The 18,819-nt window shown below is 74.1% G+C and carries 10 protein-coding genes; 9 read left to right on the forward strand and 1 reads right to left on the reverse strand.

All coding sequences use genetic code 11. The features are described 5' to 3' along the window. The first annotated feature begins 75 nt into the window (after nucleotides 1-75). From OG710_RS29255 to OG710_RS29295, 9 genes are all read left to right on the forward strand, one after another. Nucleotides 76-3,381: an amino acid adenylation domain-containing protein gene (locus OG710_RS29255; protein ID WP_330242055.1), complete on the forward strand. Its 3,306-nt coding sequence runs from the start codon at nucleotides 76-78 to the stop codon at nucleotides 3,379-3,381. After that, on the forward strand, nucleotides 3,378-9,023 hold the full coding sequence (locus tag OG710_RS29260) for a non-ribosomal peptide synthetase/MFS transporter (RefSeq protein ID WP_330242056.1): 5,646 nt from the start codon (nucleotides 3,378-3,380) through the stop codon (nucleotides 9,021-9,023). The genes OG710_RS29255 and OG710_RS29260 overlap by 4 nt, the downstream gene beginning before the upstream one ends. Next, complete coding sequence (locus tag OG710_RS29265) at nucleotides 9,020-10,510, forward strand: class I adenylate-forming enzyme family protein (RefSeq protein WP_330242057.1); 1,491 nt, start codon at nucleotides 9,020-9,022, stop codon at nucleotides 10,508-10,510. Before OG710_RS29260 ends, OG710_RS29265 begins: the two co-directional genes overlap by 4 nt. Next, a complete protein-coding gene (locus tag OG710_RS29270) occupies nucleotides 10,507-13,578 on the forward strand; it encodes a non-ribosomal peptide synthetase (RefSeq protein ID WP_330242058.1) in 3,072 nt (1,023 codons plus the stop codon). Before OG710_RS29265 ends, OG710_RS29270 begins: the two co-directional genes overlap by 4 nt. After that, nucleotides 13,575-13,784, forward strand: a complete 210-nt coding sequence (locus OG710_RS29275) for an MbtH family protein (protein ID WP_330242059.1) — start codon at nucleotides 13,575-13,577, stop codon at nucleotides 13,782-13,784. The genes OG710_RS29270 and OG710_RS29275 overlap by 4 nt, the downstream gene beginning before the upstream one ends. After that, nucleotides 13,781-14,059, forward strand: a complete 279-nt coding sequence (locus OG710_RS29280) for an acyl carrier protein (RefSeq protein ID WP_330242060.1) — start codon at nucleotides 13,781-13,783, stop codon at nucleotides 14,057-14,059. Before OG710_RS29275 ends, OG710_RS29280 begins: the two co-directional genes overlap by 4 nt. Further along, a complete protein-coding gene (locus OG710_RS29285; protein WP_330242061.1) occupies nucleotides 14,052-15,470 on the forward strand; it encodes a condensation domain-containing protein in 1,419 nt (472 codons plus the stop codon). The genes OG710_RS29280 and OG710_RS29285 overlap by 8 nt, the downstream gene beginning before the upstream one ends. A 50-nt stretch (nucleotides 15,471-15,520) precedes the next feature. After that, nucleotides 15,521-16,903, forward strand: a complete 1,383-nt coding sequence (locus OG710_RS29290) for a VWA domain-containing protein (protein ID WP_330242062.1) — start codon at nucleotides 15,521-15,523, stop codon at nucleotides 16,901-16,903. Nucleotides 16,904-17,011: 108 nt separating this feature from the next. Continuing rightward, a complete protein-coding gene (locus tag OG710_RS29295; protein ID WP_330242374.1) occupies nucleotides 17,012-17,749 on the forward strand; it encodes an SDR family oxidoreductase in 738 nt (245 codons plus the stop codon). An 82-nt stretch (nucleotides 17,750-17,831) separates the two neighbouring features. Here OG710_RS29295 and OG710_RS29300 read toward each other — a convergent pair whose 3' ends face one another. Continuing rightward, complete coding sequence (locus tag OG710_RS29300) at nucleotides 17,832-18,674, reverse strand: GH25 family lysozyme (RefSeq protein ID WP_330242375.1); 843 nt, start codon at nucleotides 18,672-18,674, stop codon at nucleotides 17,832-17,834. Nucleotides 18,675-18,819 lie beyond the last annotated feature (145 nt).

The following is an 18,819-nucleotide window of genomic DNA, read 5'->3' on the forward strand; positions in this document are numbered from 1 at the left end:
CGTATGTCCCCACGTCCCCATTGACCTGAAGCAACCGCACACCACGCCGCTCGGCGTGCGCGCCGAGGGAGCCGGATGAGTAACCAGGCCGTCGAGTCGTATCTGACGCATGGCCAGAAACGCTTGTGGTTTCTGCACCAGATGGACCCGGACGATCCCTCGTACAACATTCCGCTCGTCCTGCGCCTGACCGGAGAGCTGTCCCCACCGGCACTGCGCGCCGCCTTCGACTCGGTGGCGGCCCGGCACGCCGCCCTGCGCAGCAGATTTCCGGCCGAGGACGGCAACCCGGCCGCCCTGGTCGAGGAACCCGGCCCGGTCCCCGTGGAGTTCCACGACCTGCGCGGCGCCGCCGACCGGCCGGCCCCGCTGATCGCCGAGCGCACCAACCAGCCCTTCGACCTCGCGCGAGGCCCGCTCCTGCGCGTCACCCTGCTCCGGACGGGCGACACCGAGCACGTCCTGTGCGTCGTCCTGCACCACATCGTCGCCGACGGCTGGTCGCTCAACGTCCTGCGCGACGAACTGGCCGCCCACTACACCGCCCACCTGCGGGGCGAGGACGCCGGCCTGCCCGCACCGCCCGCCCACCCCGCCGACCTGGAACGGGAGGCCGACGAGGCGGCGACCGGCGAGGCCCTCGCCTACTGGCGCGACCGCCTCGACGGCGCACCCGCCCTCGAACTCCCCCTGGACCGCCCACGCCCCGAACACCCCTCACCGGACGGCGCCTTCCACACCCAGCTCCTCACCGGCGCCGGCCCCCTGATCGACGCCCTGGCCCGCACCCGGCGCTGCACCCCGTTCATGGTGCTCCTCGCCGCCTACCAGGCGACCCTGCACCGCTGCACCGGACAACGCGACTTCTGCGTCGGCGTGCCCACCGCCGGCCGCGCCGGCCCCGACGCGGAACGGGCCATCGGCTACTTCTCGCGGACCCTGGTCCTGCGCTCCGAGCTGTCCGGCGCCCCCACCTTCGCCGATCTCCTGCGCCGCGCCCGCACCACCGTGCTGGGTGCCTTCGCGCACGACCGCATCCCCTTCGAGGAACTCGCCGAGTCCCTGAAGCTCGACCGCGATCCGGGGCGCACCCCGCTCTTCCAGACGATGCTGACCGTCCACACCCAGGACGCCGGGCTGCTGCGCGACGCCTCCTTCGCCGGTCTCGGCTGCACCGAACTGGACCCCGGCATGCGGGCGTGCAAGTTCGACCTCACCCTGGACGTGCGCCGGGACGGCGCGGACGTGGTCGCGGTCTTCGGCTACCGCACGGACCTCCTCGACGCCGCGTGGGCCGCCCGGCTGGGGCGCCGGTTCGAAACGCTGCTGCGCGCCGCCGTCGCGGACCCGGACACGCCCGTCCACCTGCTGCCCCTGCTGGACGCGGCCGAAGCCACCGCCCTGGAGGCGGCCGGCCGCGGCCCGCGGCTGCCCGAGGGCCCGCCCACCGTGTACGAGGCGATCGCCCGGACCGTGCGCGAACGGCCCGTGAGCGAGGCCCTGCGCGGGCGCGACACCTCGCTCACGTACGCCGCCCTCTGGGAGGAGACGGGCCGGCTCGCCGCACGGCTGGCGGACGAGGGTGTGCGGCGCGGGGACACCGTCGGTGTGCTCCTGCCCCGAGGACCGCGCGCCGTCGTGGCGATGCTCGCCGCCTGGCGGGCCGGCGCCGCGTATCTGCCGCTGGACCCCGACTACCCGGCCGCCCGGCTCGCGTACATGGTCGCGGACAGCGGCACGGCCGTCGTCATCACCTCCCGCGCCGGGGCGGCCGCCGCCGTGCCCGGAAGCGTGCGCACGCTGTACGCGGAGGACACGGACAGCACCGGCGGCGCGGGGGAGTCCCCGACCGGGCCCCTGCCCGACGACCCCGCCTACCTCGTCTACACCTCCGGATCGACCGGCACGCCCAAGGGCGTCCTCGTCCCGCACCGGGCGCTCGCCGAACGGGTGCGCTGGATGCGCGAGGGCTACGGCATCACCGCCGGCGACCGGGTCCTGCACTGCGCCTCACTGAGCTTCGACACCTGCGCCGAGGAACTGTTCCCCGCCCTGGCGGCCGGAGCCGCACTCGTCGTCGCCGACCCCGACGCCACGCTCCCCGACCAACTGGCCGAGGACTTCACCGCCGATGTCACGGTCATGGACCTGCCCACCCCGTACTGGCACCACCTGGTCGGCGACCTCGACCTCGTCGCCTGGCCGGACGGGCTGCGGCTGCTGATCCTGGGCGCCGACCAGGTGCGGTCCACCGCCGTGGCCACCTGGCGCGAACGCTTCGGCGACCGGGTCCGGCTCGTCAACTCCTACGGGCCCACCGAGACCACCGTCATTGCCACCACCGCCGACCTCGGCGCCCCCGACACCCGCGCCCGCCCGCCCATCGGCACCCCGATCGGCGGTGTCACCGCCACGGTCTGCGACGAGCACGGCGGCCCGGTCCCGCCCGGCACCCCCGGCGAACTCCTCATCGGCGGTACGGGGGTCACCTACGGCTACACCGGCCGGCCCGGCGCCACCGCACGCGCCTTCGTCCCCGACCCCTACGGCCCGCCCGGCTCCCGCCGCTACCGCACCGGTGACCTCGTACGCCACCGGGCCGACGGGGCCCTGGAGTTCCTGGGCCGGCTGGACGGCCAGGTCAAGGTGCGCGGCTACCGGGTGGAGCCCGGCGAGGTCGAGAACGCGCTGCTGGCCCAGCCGGGGGTCGCCGAGGCGGTCGTCGTCGCCCGGCGCGACACCCTCGTGGGCTACGTGGTCCCCGCGACCGGCCTCGCCCCCACGAAGACCGCCCAGCCGAACGGTGCCGCCGACGCACCCGGCATCTCGGACGGTGCCGCCGCCGCACCCGCCCACCCGGACCGCGCCGCCGCCGCACCCGCGCTCGCCGGTCTCGATCCTGCCGGTCTGCGGAGCGCCGTGGGAGCGCTCCTACCCGCCCATCTCGTGCCCGCGTCGATCCTCGTCCTGGACCGGCTGCCGCTCACCCCGAACGGAAAGCTCGACCGCGCGGCCCTGCCCGCCCCCGACCAGCGCCCCGAACTCCGTGCGAGCTACCTCGCCCCGCGCACCGAGGCGGAGGAACTCGTGGCCGACATCTGGCGCGAGGTCCTGGAGATCGACCGGGTCGGCGCCCTGGACGACTTCTTCGACCTGGGCGGCCACTCCCTCCTCGCCACCCGGGTCATCGCCCGCGTCCGGGCCACCGCCGACCTCACCGTCCCCCTGCGCACCCTCTTCACCCACCGCACGGTCGCGGCCTTCGCCGAAGCCGTGGAAGCCGCCCTGCTGGCCGAGATCGACGCCCTGTCGGAGGAGGAGGCCGCCGCCCTCCTCGCCGCGGACGGCGATGCCCTGGAAGGAACCCGTACGGCGTCATGAGCGAGACCACCACCACCCCCGCAGGACTCTCCGACGCCAAGCGCGCCCTGCTCAGCCGCCGGCTGCGGGCCGGCCGCGGCACCGCCTCCCGGCCCGCCGTGCCCCGGCGCCCTGACGGCACCGTACCGCCGCTCTCCTTCGCTCAGGAGCGCCTCTGGTTCATGGAGCAGTTCGCGCCCGGCACCGGCGCGTACAACATCCCCGTGGCCCGCAGACTGCGCGGCGAACTGGACCGGGAAGCACTGGCACACGCCCTGGACACCGTGGTCGCCCGGCACGAAACGCTCCGCTCCCGCTACCCGGCCACCGACGACGGCCGCCCCGTCCTGGAGATCGCCGAACCGGCCCCCGTACCGCTGCCGCTCACGGAGGCGGCGGACGAGGAGCACGCGGCCCGGCTGGTGGACGAGGCGGGGGCGCTGCCCTTCGACCTCGCGGCCGGACCCCTGCTGCGCGCCCTGCTGGTGCGCCTCGGCGACCGCGAGCACATCCTGCTGCTCGTCGTCCACCACAGCGTCAGCGACGGCTGGTCCAGCGAGATCCTGATCTCCGAGATCCTGCGCTGCTACACGGCCCGCCTCGAAGGGGACGACGACCCCCTCGGTGAACTCCCCGTACGCTACGGCGACTTCGCGCAGTGGCAGCGCGACCGGCTGACCGGCGACGCCCTCGCCGCCGAAGTCGCCTACTGGGCCGGGGAACTCGCCGGAGTCGAACCGCTCGTCCTGCCCACCGCCCGGCCGCGCCCGGCACGGCAGACCTTCGACGGTGCCGGCTACGGCTTCCAGGTCGACCGCGAGCTGCTCGACCGGCTCGCCGCCCTCGGCAAGACCCACGGCGCCACCCTCCACATGGTGCTGCTCGCCGCCTTCCAGGAACTCCTCGCCCGGTACAGCGGGCAGCGGGAGTTCGCCGTGGGATCACCCGTCGCCGGCCGCCCCGAGCCCGAACTCGAGGGCCTGATCGGCATGTTCGTCAACGTGCTGCCCCTGCGCGCCCGGCTCGACGGCGACCCCACCTTCGCCACCCTGCTGGAACGCACCCGCGAAACCTGCCTGGAGGCGTACGCCCACCAGGAGCTGCCGTTCGCCCAGCTGGTCACCGAACTCAACGTGCCGCGCGACGTCTCCCGCTCCCCGGTGTTCCAGGCGGTCCTCGCCGTACAGAACTACGCCACCGGGCGCCAGACCTCCGCCGGTCCGGGACCGGCCGTCGAGAACTACGGGCTGCGCGCCTCCGGCACCCGGTTCGACGTCGAGCTGTTCCTCATGGAGTGGCCGGACGGGCTGCGCGGCGCCTTCAACTACAACACCGACCTCTTCGGCGAGGCGGACATCGCCCGGCTCGCCGCCCACCTCGACCGGCTGCTGCACGCGGTGGCCGACCGCCCCGACATACCGCTGTCCGCACTCGACCTGCTCTCCGACGACGAACGCGCTCTGGAGACCGTGCAGTTCAACCGCACCGATCGGCCGGTCCCGGCCGACGCCACTCTGGTCTCCCTCATCGGCGAGCAGATCGCACGCACCCCCGACGCCGTCGCCGTCACCGCCGACGACCGCAGCCTCAGCTACGCCGAACTCGACGCCGCCGCCGACCGCATCGCCGCCCGGCTGCGCGCGGCGGGCACCGGCCCCGGCGACGTCGTCGCAGTAGGTGCGGAACGCTCCCCGGAACTCGTCGCCGCGCTCCTCGCCGTCCAGCGCACCGGCGCCTGCTACACCCCGCTGGACACCGAATACCCCGCCGACCGGCTCGCGTTCATGCTCGACGACAGCGGCGCCCGAGTACTCCTCACCCAGCGCGCCGTCCCGGTCCCCGAAGGCTGCCGGGCCATCGTGCTGTACCTCGACGACGCCGACCCGCTCGACGGGAGCGCTCCCAATGCCGCGCCGGACACGCCGGGGCCGACGCCCGACGACCCCGCGTACCTCATCTACACCTCCGGCTCCACCGGCCGCCCCAAGGGCGTGCCCAACACCCACCGCGCCGTCGTCAACCGCCTCCTGTGGATGCAGCGGAGCTACCCCATCGGGCCCGACGACTCCGTACTGCAGAAGACCCCGGCCGGCTTCGACGTGTCCGTCTGGGAGTTCTTCTGGCCGCTCATAACCGGCGCCCGGCTCGTCCTGGCCCGCCCCGGCGGCCAGAAGGACACCGCCTACCTGAGCGAACTCATCCGCTCCGCACCCGTCACCGTCGCCCACTTCGTCCCCTCCATGCTGCCCCTCTTCCTCGCCGAGGAGGGCGCCGGACACTGCACGGACCTGCGCCGCGTCGTGTGCAGCGGCGAGGCACTGCCGCCCGACACCGCGCGCGCCTTCCACGAGGTGCTGCCCGGCTGCGCCCTGGCCAACCTGTACGGACCGACCGAGGCGGCGATCGACGTCTGCGCCTGGGAGTGCGAGGAGCGGCCCGACGTCGTCCCGATCGGCTTCCCCGTCGACAACCTCCGCCTCTACGTCCTGGACCGGGCACTGCGGCCGGTGCCTCCGGGGGCGCCCGGCGAGATCCACATCGCGGGGACCGGGGTCGCCCTCGGCTACCACCGCAGACCGGGGCTGACCGCCCGCCAGTTCGTCCCCGACCCCTACGGCCCGCCGGGCTCCCGCCTCTACCGCACCGGCGACCTCGGCCGCCGCCGCCCCGACGGGGCACTCGAACACCTCGGGCGCATCGACCAGCAGGTCAAGCTGCGTGGGCTGCGCATCGAACCCGGCGAGATCGAGGCGGCCCTGCGCGCCCTGCCGCCCATCACCGAGGCGGCCGTCGTCGTACGCGAGGACAGTCCGGGGGACAAGCGGCTCGCCGCCTACCTCGTCACCGGGGACGGACAGCCCGCCCCCGACCCGCAGGACCTGCGCACCGCGCTCAAGCAGGTGCTGCCCGACTACATGGTGCCGGTCTCCTTCACCGCGCTGCCCGCCCTGCCGCTCACCGCCAACGGCAAACTCGACCGCCGCGCGCTGCCCGCCCCGCAGATCCACCGGACCGGCGGCGCAGCGAGCGCGGCGCAGACCCCGGCGGAGCATGTGCTCGCCGCGATCTGGTCCGAGGTGCTCGGCCTGGACGAGGTCGGCGCCGACGAGGACTTCTTCGACCTCGGCGGCCACTCGCTCCTCGCCACCCAGGTCGTCGCCCGCGCCCGCAGACTCCTCCCCGAGGCGGGCGCCCAGCCGGTCAGCGTCATGGACCTGTTCACCTGCCGCACGGTCAGGGACCTGGCCGCCCTCGCCGACCTCCCCGAGGACGCACGGGGCCCGCGCAGGCTGCTGCACCGCCTCACCCCGCAGGCCCCCGCCGGCCGACTGCGCGCCACCCTGGTGTGCGTCCCGTACGGCGGCGGCAGCGCGGTCGTCTACCAGCCCGTCGCCGACCTCCTGCCCGAGGGCTACGAACTGTGGTCCGTCGCCATACCCGGCCATGACGTCGGGGTCACGGAGGAACACCTGCCCTTCGGGGAACTCGCGGAGAACCTGGCCGCCGAGATCCGCGAACGCGTCCACGGACCACTCATCGTGTACGGGCACTGCGGCGTCGGCACCGCGCTCGCCGTGGCGACCGCACGCCTCCTGGAGGCGTCGGGCCGCACACTCGAAGCGGTGTACGCGGGAGCCCAGTTCCCCTTCGCCAAACCACGCGGCCGGGTGCTCGGCGCCCTGTCCAAGGTGGCGTCCCTGGAAGCGCTCCTCGGCAACCGCGTGTACGTCAACTGGCTCACCGGGATGGGCGTGGACACCTCCCAGCTCGACCGGGAGCAGACCGCGTTCATCGTGGGCAACATGCGCCGCGACAGCCAGGCCGCCGAGGAGTACTTCACCGGTGCGATCGCCGACGTGGAGGCCGGGGCGCCCCGGCTGCGGGCCCCGCTGGTGTCGCTCGTCGGCGACCGCGACCCGGCCGCCGACTTCTACCAGGAGCGCTACCGGGAGTGGCTGCTGCTCGCGGAGCGCTCGGCGGTCGCGGTCATCGACCAGGGCGGCCACTTCTTCGTGAAGTACCGGGCCGCCGAGGTCGCCGAAGCGGTGACCTCCGTGCACGAGGCGATCGGCCGGGGCGACACGGCGACCCTGCCCGCGCGCTCCCCGGACGCGGCATGGTGGTTCCACGCCGAGACCGGGCCGCCGGACCGTGCACCGGAAGCCCTGGACCGTACGCCGGAAACCCCGGACCGTACGCCGGAAACCCCGGGCCGTAGACCGGAGCCCCCGGACCGCACGGGAAAGGCGCGGGAGACCGCCCCCGCGCCCGGCGCCGCTCGCTTCGTCGCCGTGGTGCTCGGGCAGCTGGGCTCGATCGTGGGGTCCGCGCTCACCGAGTTCGCGCTGCCCATCTGGATTCTCCTGGAGACCGGCTCCCTGACCCGGTTCGCGCTGTACTCGGTCGTCGCCATGCTGCCCGGCATCGTCGTCGGACCACTGGCCGGCGCGGTCGTGGACCGGTTCGACCGCCGGAAGGTGATGCTCGCCGGCGACATCGCGGCGGGGCTGAGTCAGGTCGCCATGCTGTGCCTGCTGCTCGGCGGCGCGCTCGACACCTGGTATCTGTACCTGCTGCTCGGCGGCCTCTCCGTGGCGCTCACCTTCCAGCGCCTCGCGTACAACTCGGCCATCCCGCAACTGGTCCCCAAGCGCTACCTCGGACACGCCAACGGCGTCGTCCAACTCGCCTTCGGCGCGGCACAGTTCGTCGTCCCCCTGGTTGCGGTGGCGCTGATGGCCGGGATCGGGCTGCGCGGCATTCTGATCCTGGACATCGCGAGCTACGTCGTCGCCGTCGCCGTACTGGTGTGCGTCAGGTTCCCCCGTACGCTGCCCTGGACCCGCCGGGAACCCGTCGTCGAGGAGATCAAACAGGGCTTCGCCTACACCTGGCGCCACCGGGGTTTCCGCTCCATGCTCCTCTGGTTTGCCGCGCTCAACCTTTTCCTCTCCCCGCTCTTCCTGCTGGTGACGCCGCTCGTGCTGTCCTTCGACACCCTGGACGGGGCGGCGGCGGTGGCCACGGCGGGCGGCGCCGGCGCCGTCACGGGCGGCATCCTCATGGGCGTCTGGGGCGGGCCCCGCAGGCACCGGGTACGCGGCATGCTGGCGCTCGCCGGAGTGTTCGCGCTCGCCGGTGCGGTGACCGGGCTGCGCGCCGACCTCTGGGTCATCGGAGCCGGTGCCTTCGGGATGTCCTGCTGCATCGGCCTGGTCAACGGCGTCTACTCGACCATCGTCCAGGTCAAGGTCCCGCAGCGCTTCCACGGACGCGTCTTCGCCCTCAACACCATGGTGGCCTGGTCCACCCTCCCCATCGGCCACGGACTCGTCGCCCCGCTCGGCGCCCGGCTGTTCGACCCCCTGATGACCGACGACGGGGCCCTGGCCGGCACCGTGGGACGCGTACTGGGCACCGGACCGGGGCGCGGCATCGGGCTGATGTACCTGCTGTGCTGCGTGGCGATGCTGGCGCTCGTGGCCCTGGCGCTGCGGCTGCCCGCCCTCGCCCGCTTCGACCTCGACGTGCCGGACGCCGAACCCGACGACCTCATCGGCCTGCGCGAACGCGCCGCCGCCCTCGCCGCCTCCGCCTCCGACTCCGCGCTCGCCGCCTCCGCCTCGCGCGCCGAGGCCGTCCCGGCGGGAGCGGACCGATGAGCCCCGCCGCGCCCCCGCGCTCCCTCGTCGAACTGCTGGAACACCGCGCCGCCCTCCACCCCGACCGCATCGCCCTCCGCAACGGGCCCCGCCGCCTGGACTTCGGCACCTGGCGCCACCGCGCCGCCGCCCTCGCACACGGCCTGCTCGCCCGCGGCCTGCGCCCCGGCGAACCGGTGGGGCTGCGGTACGGCAGCACCGAGTGGACCGACTACGCGGTCGCCTACTGCGGGGTCCAGTGGGCCGGCGGCATCGCCGTACCCCTGTCCGACCGGCTGGCCCCGGCCGTCGCGGCGCACATCCTGCGCGACAGCGGATGCGTGGGCGTCCTGCACGCGCGGGGCGGGCCGCCGCCCCGGCTGCCCGCGCACGTGTGGCAGGCATCGGGCGAAGACCTCGAAACGGGGGCCGGCGCCGCCCCGCCCCCACCCGACCCCGCCGCACCCGCGCAGTACCTCTACACCTCCGGAACCACCGGCCTGCCCAAGGGCGTCCGGGCCACCCACGCCAACCTCGCCCACGGCTGCACCCTGGACGAACGCCGCCGCCCCCTGCGCCACTCACGCACCTTCCTGCACAGCTTCCCCATCGGCACCAACGCCGGGCAGACCATGCTCGTCAACTGCCTGGACACGGCGGCCACCGGCATCGCCGCCCCGCAGTTCACCCCGCTGCGGTTCGTCCGGCTGATCGAGGAGTACGCGGTCGGCAGCCTCTTCCTGGTGCCCGCCACCGCCATCGAACTCCTCGCCTCCACCGCCCTCACCCACCGCGACCTCAGCACCGTCCGGCTCGTCGGCTCCACCGCGGCCGCACTCCCGCAACCCGTCGCGCTCCGGCTCTCCCGCGCCTTCCCCGGCGCCCAGATCGTCAACTACTACACCTCCACCGAAGCCGCGCCCGCGCAGGTCACCCTCCTGTTCGACCCCGAGCACCCCGAATCGCCCGGCCGTCCCGCCTCCCTCGGCCAGCTGCGCGTCACCGGCCCCGACGGGCGCCCGGCAGCCACCGGCGAACCCGGCGAGATCTGGCTGCGCTCACCCACCGCACCCCGCTCCTACCTCGGCGCACCCGACGCCGACGCGCAGGTCTTCCGGGGCAACTGGGTGCGCATGGGCGACATCGGGCGGCTCGACGCGGACGGCTACCTCCACCTCCTCGACCGGGAGCGCGACGTCATCAAGTCCGGCGCCCACAAGGTGTCCACCCTCCAGGTGGAGAACGCGCTGCACGCCCACCCGGACATCGCCGACGCCGCTGCCTTCGGCATCCCGCACCCCGTGCTGGGCAGCGTGGTCGCCGCCGTCGTCGTACCCCGGCGCGACGAGCCGGACACCACCCGGCTGCGGGCCTTCCTCCTCGAACGGCTCGCCGCGCACGAGCTGCCGGCCCGCATCCTCTTCCGCGACACCCTGCCCCGCAACGACGGCGGCAAGGTCCTCAAACGTGAACTGCACCGGCTCCTGGACGACGAGGCGACCTCATGACCCCTTTCGCATCCGCCACCGCACCGACACCGCTCGATCCCGCCCAGCACGGCCTCTGGATCACCGAGCAGACCCTCGACACCGCCGCCGCCTACCACCTCGGCCTCACCCTGCACCTCCGGGGACCGCTGAACCAGGAAGCCCTGGCGGCAGCCTGGACCCGGTGTGTACGGGAACACCCCGCGCTCGCCGCCCGGATCGACCCGGCCGGGCCCGCCCTGCTCACCGGCGACGCACCGCCGCTGCGGACCGTGACCACCACCCCCGGCGACCTCGGCAAGCTCCGCGACGAGGAGACCACCGCACCCTTCGCCCCGGACGGCCCCCTGGTCCGCCCGACGCTGTTCACCACCGCCCCGGACCGCCACCTGCTCCTGGTGGTCGCCCACCACCTCGTCTTCGACGGCGAGTCCAAGGACATCCTCGTCTCCGCCCTGGCCCGCGCCTACCGCGAGCGCACCGGCCACGCCGACGCACCCGCCCCGGCAGGGGCGCCCGCGCCGACCGGCCGGGACACCACGCCCACCCCGGCAGGTTCACCTTCCGCCCCCGAAATCGAGGCCGCGGCCCGCTTCTGGGACGGCCGCCGGCGCGAGAGCCCCGCCCCCGCCCTCCCCGGCCTCACCGCCCACCTCCTGGACCCCGTCACCCCGGCCCCCGGCAGCGCCTGCGGCTTCCGGCGCGACGGGGCATGGCACGCCCGCCTGGTGTCCACCGCCGAAGCGCTCGGCGTCACCCGCTTCGAACTCCTCACGGCGGCCTGGCACACCCTCATGCTGCGGTACGGCAACACCGCCCCAGCCACCGCGATCGAGCTCTCCACCCGCGCACCCGGCGCGCCCCGGCAGGCCGGCCTGCACGTCAACGAGCTGCCCCTGTTCACCGAACCGCTCCCGCACCACACCTTCGCGGAGTTCGCCCACCAGGTCCGCGCCGCCCTGCGCGCCCTCTACCAGCACCGCGCCGTGCCCCTCAGCCGTGCCGTACGCGGACTCACCCCGCGCACCGCCCTGTGCCCCCTCTCCCTCAGCTACCGCCGCCGCGACGCCTCCCGGCCCGCCGACTTCGGCCCCGCACTCGACGTCCGCACCGAGTGGATCGGCTTCGCGGACACCGCCCGCAACCTCGCCCACCTCCAACTGGTGGACGCCCCCGACGCCCTCGAAGGCAGCCTCCAGTACCGCACCGCCGCCTTCGAGGACGACGCCCCCGCCCGCGTCCTCGACCACTTCCTCACCCTGCTCGACGGCGCCGTCGCCGCCCCCGACACCACCCTGGGCCGGCTGCCGCTGCTGCCGCCCCGGGAACGCGCCGCCCTGCTCGCCGACACCACCCGCGCCCCCGGCAACGCGCACGCCACCCTGCCCGCGCTGTTCGCCGCCCAGGCCGCCGCCACCCCCGACGCGCCCGCCGTGATCGAAGGCGACACCACCCTCACCTACGCCGAACTCGACGCCGCCGTCCGCCGCCACGCCCACCGGCTGCGCGCCCGCGGCGCAGGCCCCGGCACCCTCGTCGGCATCGCCCTGCCCCGCTCGGCCGCCCAGCTCGTCGCCGCGCTCGGCACCCTCACCGCCGGCGCCGCCTACCTCCCGCTCGACCCCGACCACCCGGCCGAACGCCTGGCGTTCATCCGCGCCGACGCCGGGCTCACCCTGGAGACCGCCACCGACCCCCGGACCGCGGACCGGGACCGGCTCCCCGACACGCCACCCGCCCCCGCCCCGCCCGCGCCCGCGGACCCCGCCTACGTGCTGTACACCTCCGGCTCCACCGGCATGCCCAAGGGCGTCGAGGTCCCGCACGCGGCCCTCGCCAACCTCCTCGCGGCCCTGCGGGACACCAGCGGCACGGGGCCCGGCAGCCGCTGGCTCGGACTCACCTCGCTCTCCTTCGACATCTCCACCGTCGAACTCTTCCTCCCCCTCGTCACGGGCGGCACCGTCGTCCTCGTCCCCGAGGGCCGCCACCGCGACGGCGCCGCCCTCACCGCCCTCGTCGAACGGCACCGCCTCACCCACGTACAGGCGACCCCCAGCGGCTGGCGCACCATGCTCGCCGCCGGGCTCCACGCACCCGACCTGGTGGCCCTGACCGGGGGAGAGGCACTGCCCGACGCCCTCGCCCGCGAACTGCGCGACGCGGTCGGCCGCCTGGTCAACGTCTACGGGCCGACCGAGACCACTGTCTGGTCCACGGCCGCCGACATCGGACCCGAGGACCCCGTCACCATCGGCGGCCCGCTCGCCAACACCCGCGCCCATGTCCTGGACGCCCTCCTCCAGCCGCTGCCCAGGGGCCTGACCGGCGAGCTGTACATCGGCGGCGACGGAGTCGCCCACGGCTACCGGGGCCGGGCCGGGCTCACCGCCTCCCGCTTCGTCCCCGACCCCTTCGGCCCGCCCGGCGCCCGCCTGTACCGCACCGGCGACCTCGTCCGGCTCACCGCAGACGGCAGGATCGCCTTCGCGGGCCGGTCCGACACCCAGGTCAAGGTGCGCGGCCACCGCATCGAACTCGGCGAGATCGACGCCGCCCTCGCCGGACACCCGCACATCGGGCAGGCGACCACCGCGCTGCGGAACGGCCCGGACGGCGAGCCCGGCCGGCTCGTCGCCTACGTCGTCCCCGCACCCGGCCGCGTACCGCCCACCCCAGAAACCCTGCGCGACCACCTGGCCCGGACCCTGCCCGCCGCGTACCTCCCCGACGCGTATGTGACGCTCGACGCGATGCCGCTCACCCCCAACGGCAAACTCGACCGGGCCGCCCTGCCCGAACCCGCGCGCACCCGCCCCGCACCCGCCGGACCGGCCCCCGCGGCGGACGGGGACGACGGCATCACCGCCACCGTCCTGGCCATCTGGCGCGAGGTGCTGGACCTGGACGACCTCGGCCCCGACGAGGACCTCTTCGACCTCGGCGGCCACTCCCTGACGATCACCTCCCTCGCCGGCCGCATCCACAAGCGGTACGGGGTCTCCGTGCCCTTCGACGTCTTCTTCGACAGCCCCACCGTCCACGGCGTCGCGGCCCGCGTCGCCGAACTCATCGAGGAGAACCAGTGAACACACCCGCCCTCCGCTACCTGGTGGCGGTCAACGACGAGGAACAGCACGCCCTGTGGCCCGAGGGCACCCCCCTGCCCGCCGGCTGGCGTGCCGAGGGGTTCAGCGGCACGGAGGACGAGTGCATGGCCCACGTCGACGAGGTGTGGCCCGACATCAGGCCCCTGAGCCTGCGCCGCAGACTGGCCGGAAAGGAAGGCAGTTGAGCACCGCACCGCACCCCGCCACCGGGGCACGCGCCCGGCTCGCCGGACTGATCAGCGACGCCATGGACGGCCAGATCCCGGCGGCCGAGATCCTTGCCGCCCCGCGCGGCACCCTCACCGAACTCGGCGTCACCTCCCTGGCACTGCTCCGCCTCGCCGACACGCTGGAGGAGGAATACGGCGTCGAACTCGACCTCGCCGACCCGTCGTTCTACCAGGAGACCATCGACAGCCTGGCAGCCCGGCTCGACGACGACCGGGAGCCCGATGAGTAACCACCCGGCCACCACGACCGTGCGGGTCCCCTTCACCGGGGACCGGTCCGGCACGGCGCCCCTCACCTGGGGGCAGCGGGCCATCTGGAACGCGATCCGGCGCACCGCGCCCAACGACATCTACTTCAACATCGGGCGCCTGCTCACCCTGGAGCAGCGCGGCCGCGCCATCGACCTGCCCCGGCTCACCACCGCGCTGGCCGCCCTGCTGGAACGCCACGAAGCGCTGCGCACCCGGCTGTACGGCATCCAGGACGGCGACCCCCGCCAGTCCCTCGCGGACTCGGGCACCCTCCCGCTCACCGTGGTGGAGGAGGCCGACCCCGCACGGACCGGCGCGACCGCCCAGGCCCTGCTGGACCGGCTGGCGGCCACCCGCTTCGACTACGCGGGGGAGTGGCCGCTGCGCGTCGGCGCCGTCCACCACCGGGGGCGGGTGACGCACGTCGCGCTCGTCCTGTGCCATCTGGCGGCCGACGGCCACGCCGCCGAACAGGTGGTACGGGATCTGCGGCTGCTGGCCGTACGCGGCTCGGCGGGCCGGCCACCGCGCACCAACCCCCTGGACCTCGCCCGTGAACAGGAGGCGCCCGCCGGGGTGCGCCGCAGCGAGCGCGCCCTCGCCCACTGGGAAGGCTTCTACCGGACCATCCCGCCCACAATGTTCCCCCACGAGGCCGCCCCGCCCCGCACACCCCGGTTCTGGAGCGGCCGCATCGTCTCCGAGGCACTGGCGCGGGCCACCGACGCCCTGGCGACCACGCACCGGATCAGCGGCTCCACCGTCCTCATGACCGCCCTCGCCGCCCTGGTCGCCGCCGAGGGCGGGCACACCGCAGCGGCCATGATGCCCATCGTCGCCAACCGCGCCGCCGAGGACCGGCGGGACCTGGTGGCGATGCTCTCCCAGGACGCCCCGTTCCTCCTCGACACCTCCGGCGCCGAACGGTTCACGGACCTGCTCCCCGTGGCGTGGCGGGCGGCCCTGGCGGGCTACCGGGCGGCGTCCTACGACCCGGCCGCCTGGGAGGCGCTGCGCGAACGGATCGGGCGGGAGCGCGGTACGCCCGTGCACCCGTACTGCTGCTACAACGACCAGCGGTTCTTCGTACGCCCACCGGCCGAAGGCCCGCCACCCCGCCCCGCCGCACTGCGCGCGGCACGGGCCCGCACCGAACTCGGCTTCCCGGCCACTCAGGAGAAGCTGGGCTGCCGGTACTGCGTCCACGTCACCGAGGAGCGGGGCGTCCTCGCCGTCATGCTCACCGCCGACACCGCCTACCTGCCGCCGGCCAGGATCGGCGCACATCTGTGGGCGCTGGAGGAAGTGGTCGTCGCCTCGGCGTGCGGCGAGCCGCCGCCGCTCGACGAACTGCCCGCACTCCTGGAGCAGGGCGAGGCCGCGGCCTGAACCCGTACACCCGCTCGACCCCGCCCGGCACCGGCGGGCAGACTGGTGCCGTGACGACACTGAGCAAGGGCGCCAACATGCCGGTGGCGGCAGCCGCCGTCCGCGCCGTACTGGGCTGGTCCGCAGGCCCCGGCGTGCCCGACGTGGACGCCTCCGCGCTGGTGCTGGCCGCCGATGGACGCGTCCGCTCCGACGGCGACTTCGTCTTCTACAACCAGCCCCGGCACGCCTCCGGAACCGTGCGCCACCTCGGCAAACAGCCCGGCTCCGACACCCTGGAGATCGAGGTGGCGGCGCTGGGCCCCGACGTCGAACGGGTCGCCCTGTGCGCCTCGGCGGACGGGGGCACGTTCGGCCGGGTGCCGGGCCTCCATCTGCGCCTGCTCGACACCGCGTCCGGCGCGGAACTGGCCCGCTTCGACATGGCGGCGGGACCCGAGACCGCGTTCGTCTGCGGGGAGCTGTACCGGCGGGCCGGCGGCTGGAAGTTCCGGGCCGTGGGCCAGGGGTACGCGGCCGGGCTCGCCGGTCTCGCGACGGACTTCGGGATCACCGTCGACGAACCCGGCACCACACCGACGCCCGCCGCCCCCGCCCACATGCCGCCGCCTCCGCCCGTACCCCCGGCGCCCGCACCCGCGCGGCTTGCGGGCGACGCGTCGCCGCGCCCGACCAAGGGCGAGGAACAACTGCCGGTGGACATGCGCAAACGCCTGTCGCTGCGCAAGCGGCAGGTGGCCGTCAGCCTCGACAAACACGGCCTGGGGCGGCTGACCGCGCGGGTGATCCTCGTTCTGGACGCCTCCGGTTCGATGGGAGGCCTCTACACGCGCGGCACCGTCGCGGGCGTCACCGAACGCATGGCAGCCGTCGCCGCCCAGCTCGACGACGACGGCGAGATGCAGGCATGGACCTTCGCCTCCAACCCGGCCCGGCTCCCGGACCTCACCATCGGCGAACTGCCCGAGTGGCTGCGGCTGCACGTACGGGTCGGCCGGCTCGGCCTCTTCGGCCGAAGGAGGCCCCAGCGAGGGCTGGTCCCCGGCCAGGTGGACATGCGCGCCGTCGGCATCCAGAACGAGGAGCAGAAGGTCATCGCCGAGGTGCGCGACTACGTACGCGCCCACCCGGTGCCCGCCCCGACCCTCGTGCTGTTCTTCTCGGACGGCGGTGTGTACCGCAACGACGAGATCGAACGCGAGCTGCGCGCGGCCGTGGACGAGCCGGTGTTCTGGCAGTTCATCGGCCTCGGCCGGTCCCACTACGGGGTGCTGGAACGGTTCGACACCATGCCGGGCCGCCGGGTGGACAACGTCGGCTTCTTCGCCGTGGACGACATCGAGAAGCTCTCCGACGAGGAGCTGTACGACCGGCTGCTCTCGGAGTTCCCGTCCTGGCTGAAGGGCGCCCGGCAGGCCGGCATCCTGCGCTGAGCCGTCCGGGTCATGAGCGCTCCCGCCGCCCGGTGCGGCGGCGCGGCCCGGCACGGACACGGGTTTACGGTGACGGCCGGCCGCACCCGGCTCACGGAAGGCTCGTCCATGAAGATCACGGTCATCGGCGGAACCGGACTGATCGGTTCCCAGCTCGTGTCCAGGCTCCGGGAAGCCGGGCACACGGTGGTCCCCGCCTCCTTGTCCACCGGCGTCGACCTGCTCACCGGGGAGGGCCTGGACGCGGCGCTCGCCGGAGCGGAGACCGTCGTCAACGTCTCGAACTCGCCCACCTTCGACGCCGCGTCCCCGGACTTCTTCCGTACGACCATGGGGCATCTGCTGACGGCCGGTGAACAGGCTGGGGTGACCCACCAGGTGGTGCTCTCCATCGTCGGCGTGGACCGCGTTCCCCAGCTCGACTACTACCGGGCCAAGACGCTCCAGGAGCAGCTTCTGGCCAACGGCCCGGCCGCCTACTCCGTGCTGCGCGCCACCCAGTTCTACGAGTTCATGGACGCCGTCATGTCGTGGACCTCCGACGACGACACCGTCCGGCTCCCCGCCACACCCGTCCAGCCCGTCGCGACGGCCGATGTGGTCGCCGCCCTGGCCGATGTCGCCGCGGCCGCGCCGCTCAACGGGATCACCGAGGTGGCCGGGCCCGACGTCTTCCCGCTCAACGAGCTGGGGCGGCTCACGCTGGCCGCGCGCGGGGACGGGCGCTCCGTCGTCACGGACGGGACGGCGGGGATGTTCGCCGCGGTGCGGGGCGATGTGCTGCTCGCGGGGCCCGGCGCCCGCATTGCCGCCACGTCGTACGAGGAGTGGCTCGCCGGCCGCTGACGCGGAAGGGCGGCCACCCGGTGCGGGCCGGAGCCCTCACCCGGTGGCCGCCCTCCGTTCCGGCCGGCGGTTCAGTCGCCGCTCAGGTGTTGTTGGCCAGGGCCAGCAGCCGGCTGGCGTCGCCGTTGAACCGGTCGCGGTCCACGGCGCCGGAGATGCCGCTCACCGAACCGGAGTCGGTGTACTGCCAGAACGTCCAGTAGGGGAAGCCCTTCGGAATCGCCGGGCTCGACGCGGTCGTCCAGTGCGCGGTGAACAGCGGGCTGCGCGCGGACATGCCGCTCCAGCCGCCCGTGCAGGAGTTCCACCAGCTCGCGCTGGTGTAGATGACGACGTCGCGGCCCGTTTTGGCCTTGTAGGTGTTGTAGAAGTCCAGAATCCACGACTGCATGGCCGAGGCCGACTTGCCGTAGCAGCCGCCCTCCAGGTCGAGCATTCCGGGGAGTGTCAGGTTGTCGCGCGACCAGCCGCCGCCGTGGCTCGCGAAGTACGCGGCCTGGGTGGCACCGCTGGACAGGTTGGGGCGCGCGAAGTGATAAGCGCCCCTGATGACCTTGGCGTTGTAGGCGTTGAGGTAGTTGGTGTTGAAGTTGGGGTCCTTGTAGGAGGTCGCCTCGGTCGCCTTGATGTAGGCGAACCTGATGCCCGCCGCCTTCACCTTCGACCAGTTGATCGACCCCTGGTAGTGGGACACGTCGATGCCGGGGAGTGTGGTCGCCAGTGCGGAGGACTCGGTTTCCGGGGTGAGGTCGAGCTGCCGGGTGTCCGGGGCGAACTTCCTGCCGTCGGCGAGGTAGCCGGCGCCCATGTATCCGTCACCGAGGGGGATGGCCGCACCCGACGAGGGGACCGGCTCGGCCGCGGCGGGCGTCGTCGCGACGGTGGGGATGAGCGCCATGCCCAGACCGGCGGCCCCGAGGGCCATCAGCTTGCGAAGTGCGGGTCTGCGGCTGCGAATGGATAACAACGGAGCCTCCAGGGAGTGAGCGGGGTTCGTCTACTCGCGTAGCATGAGGGGCGGTTCCGAGCGTAGCGACGGGTTCGGGGGACGGCCCGTCAGAAAGTCCGGT

The sequence above is a fragment of the Streptomyces sp. NBC_00525 genome (assembly GCF_036346595.1).
Lineage (GTDB): Bacteria > Actinomycetota > Actinomycetes > Streptomycetales > Streptomycetaceae > Streptomyces.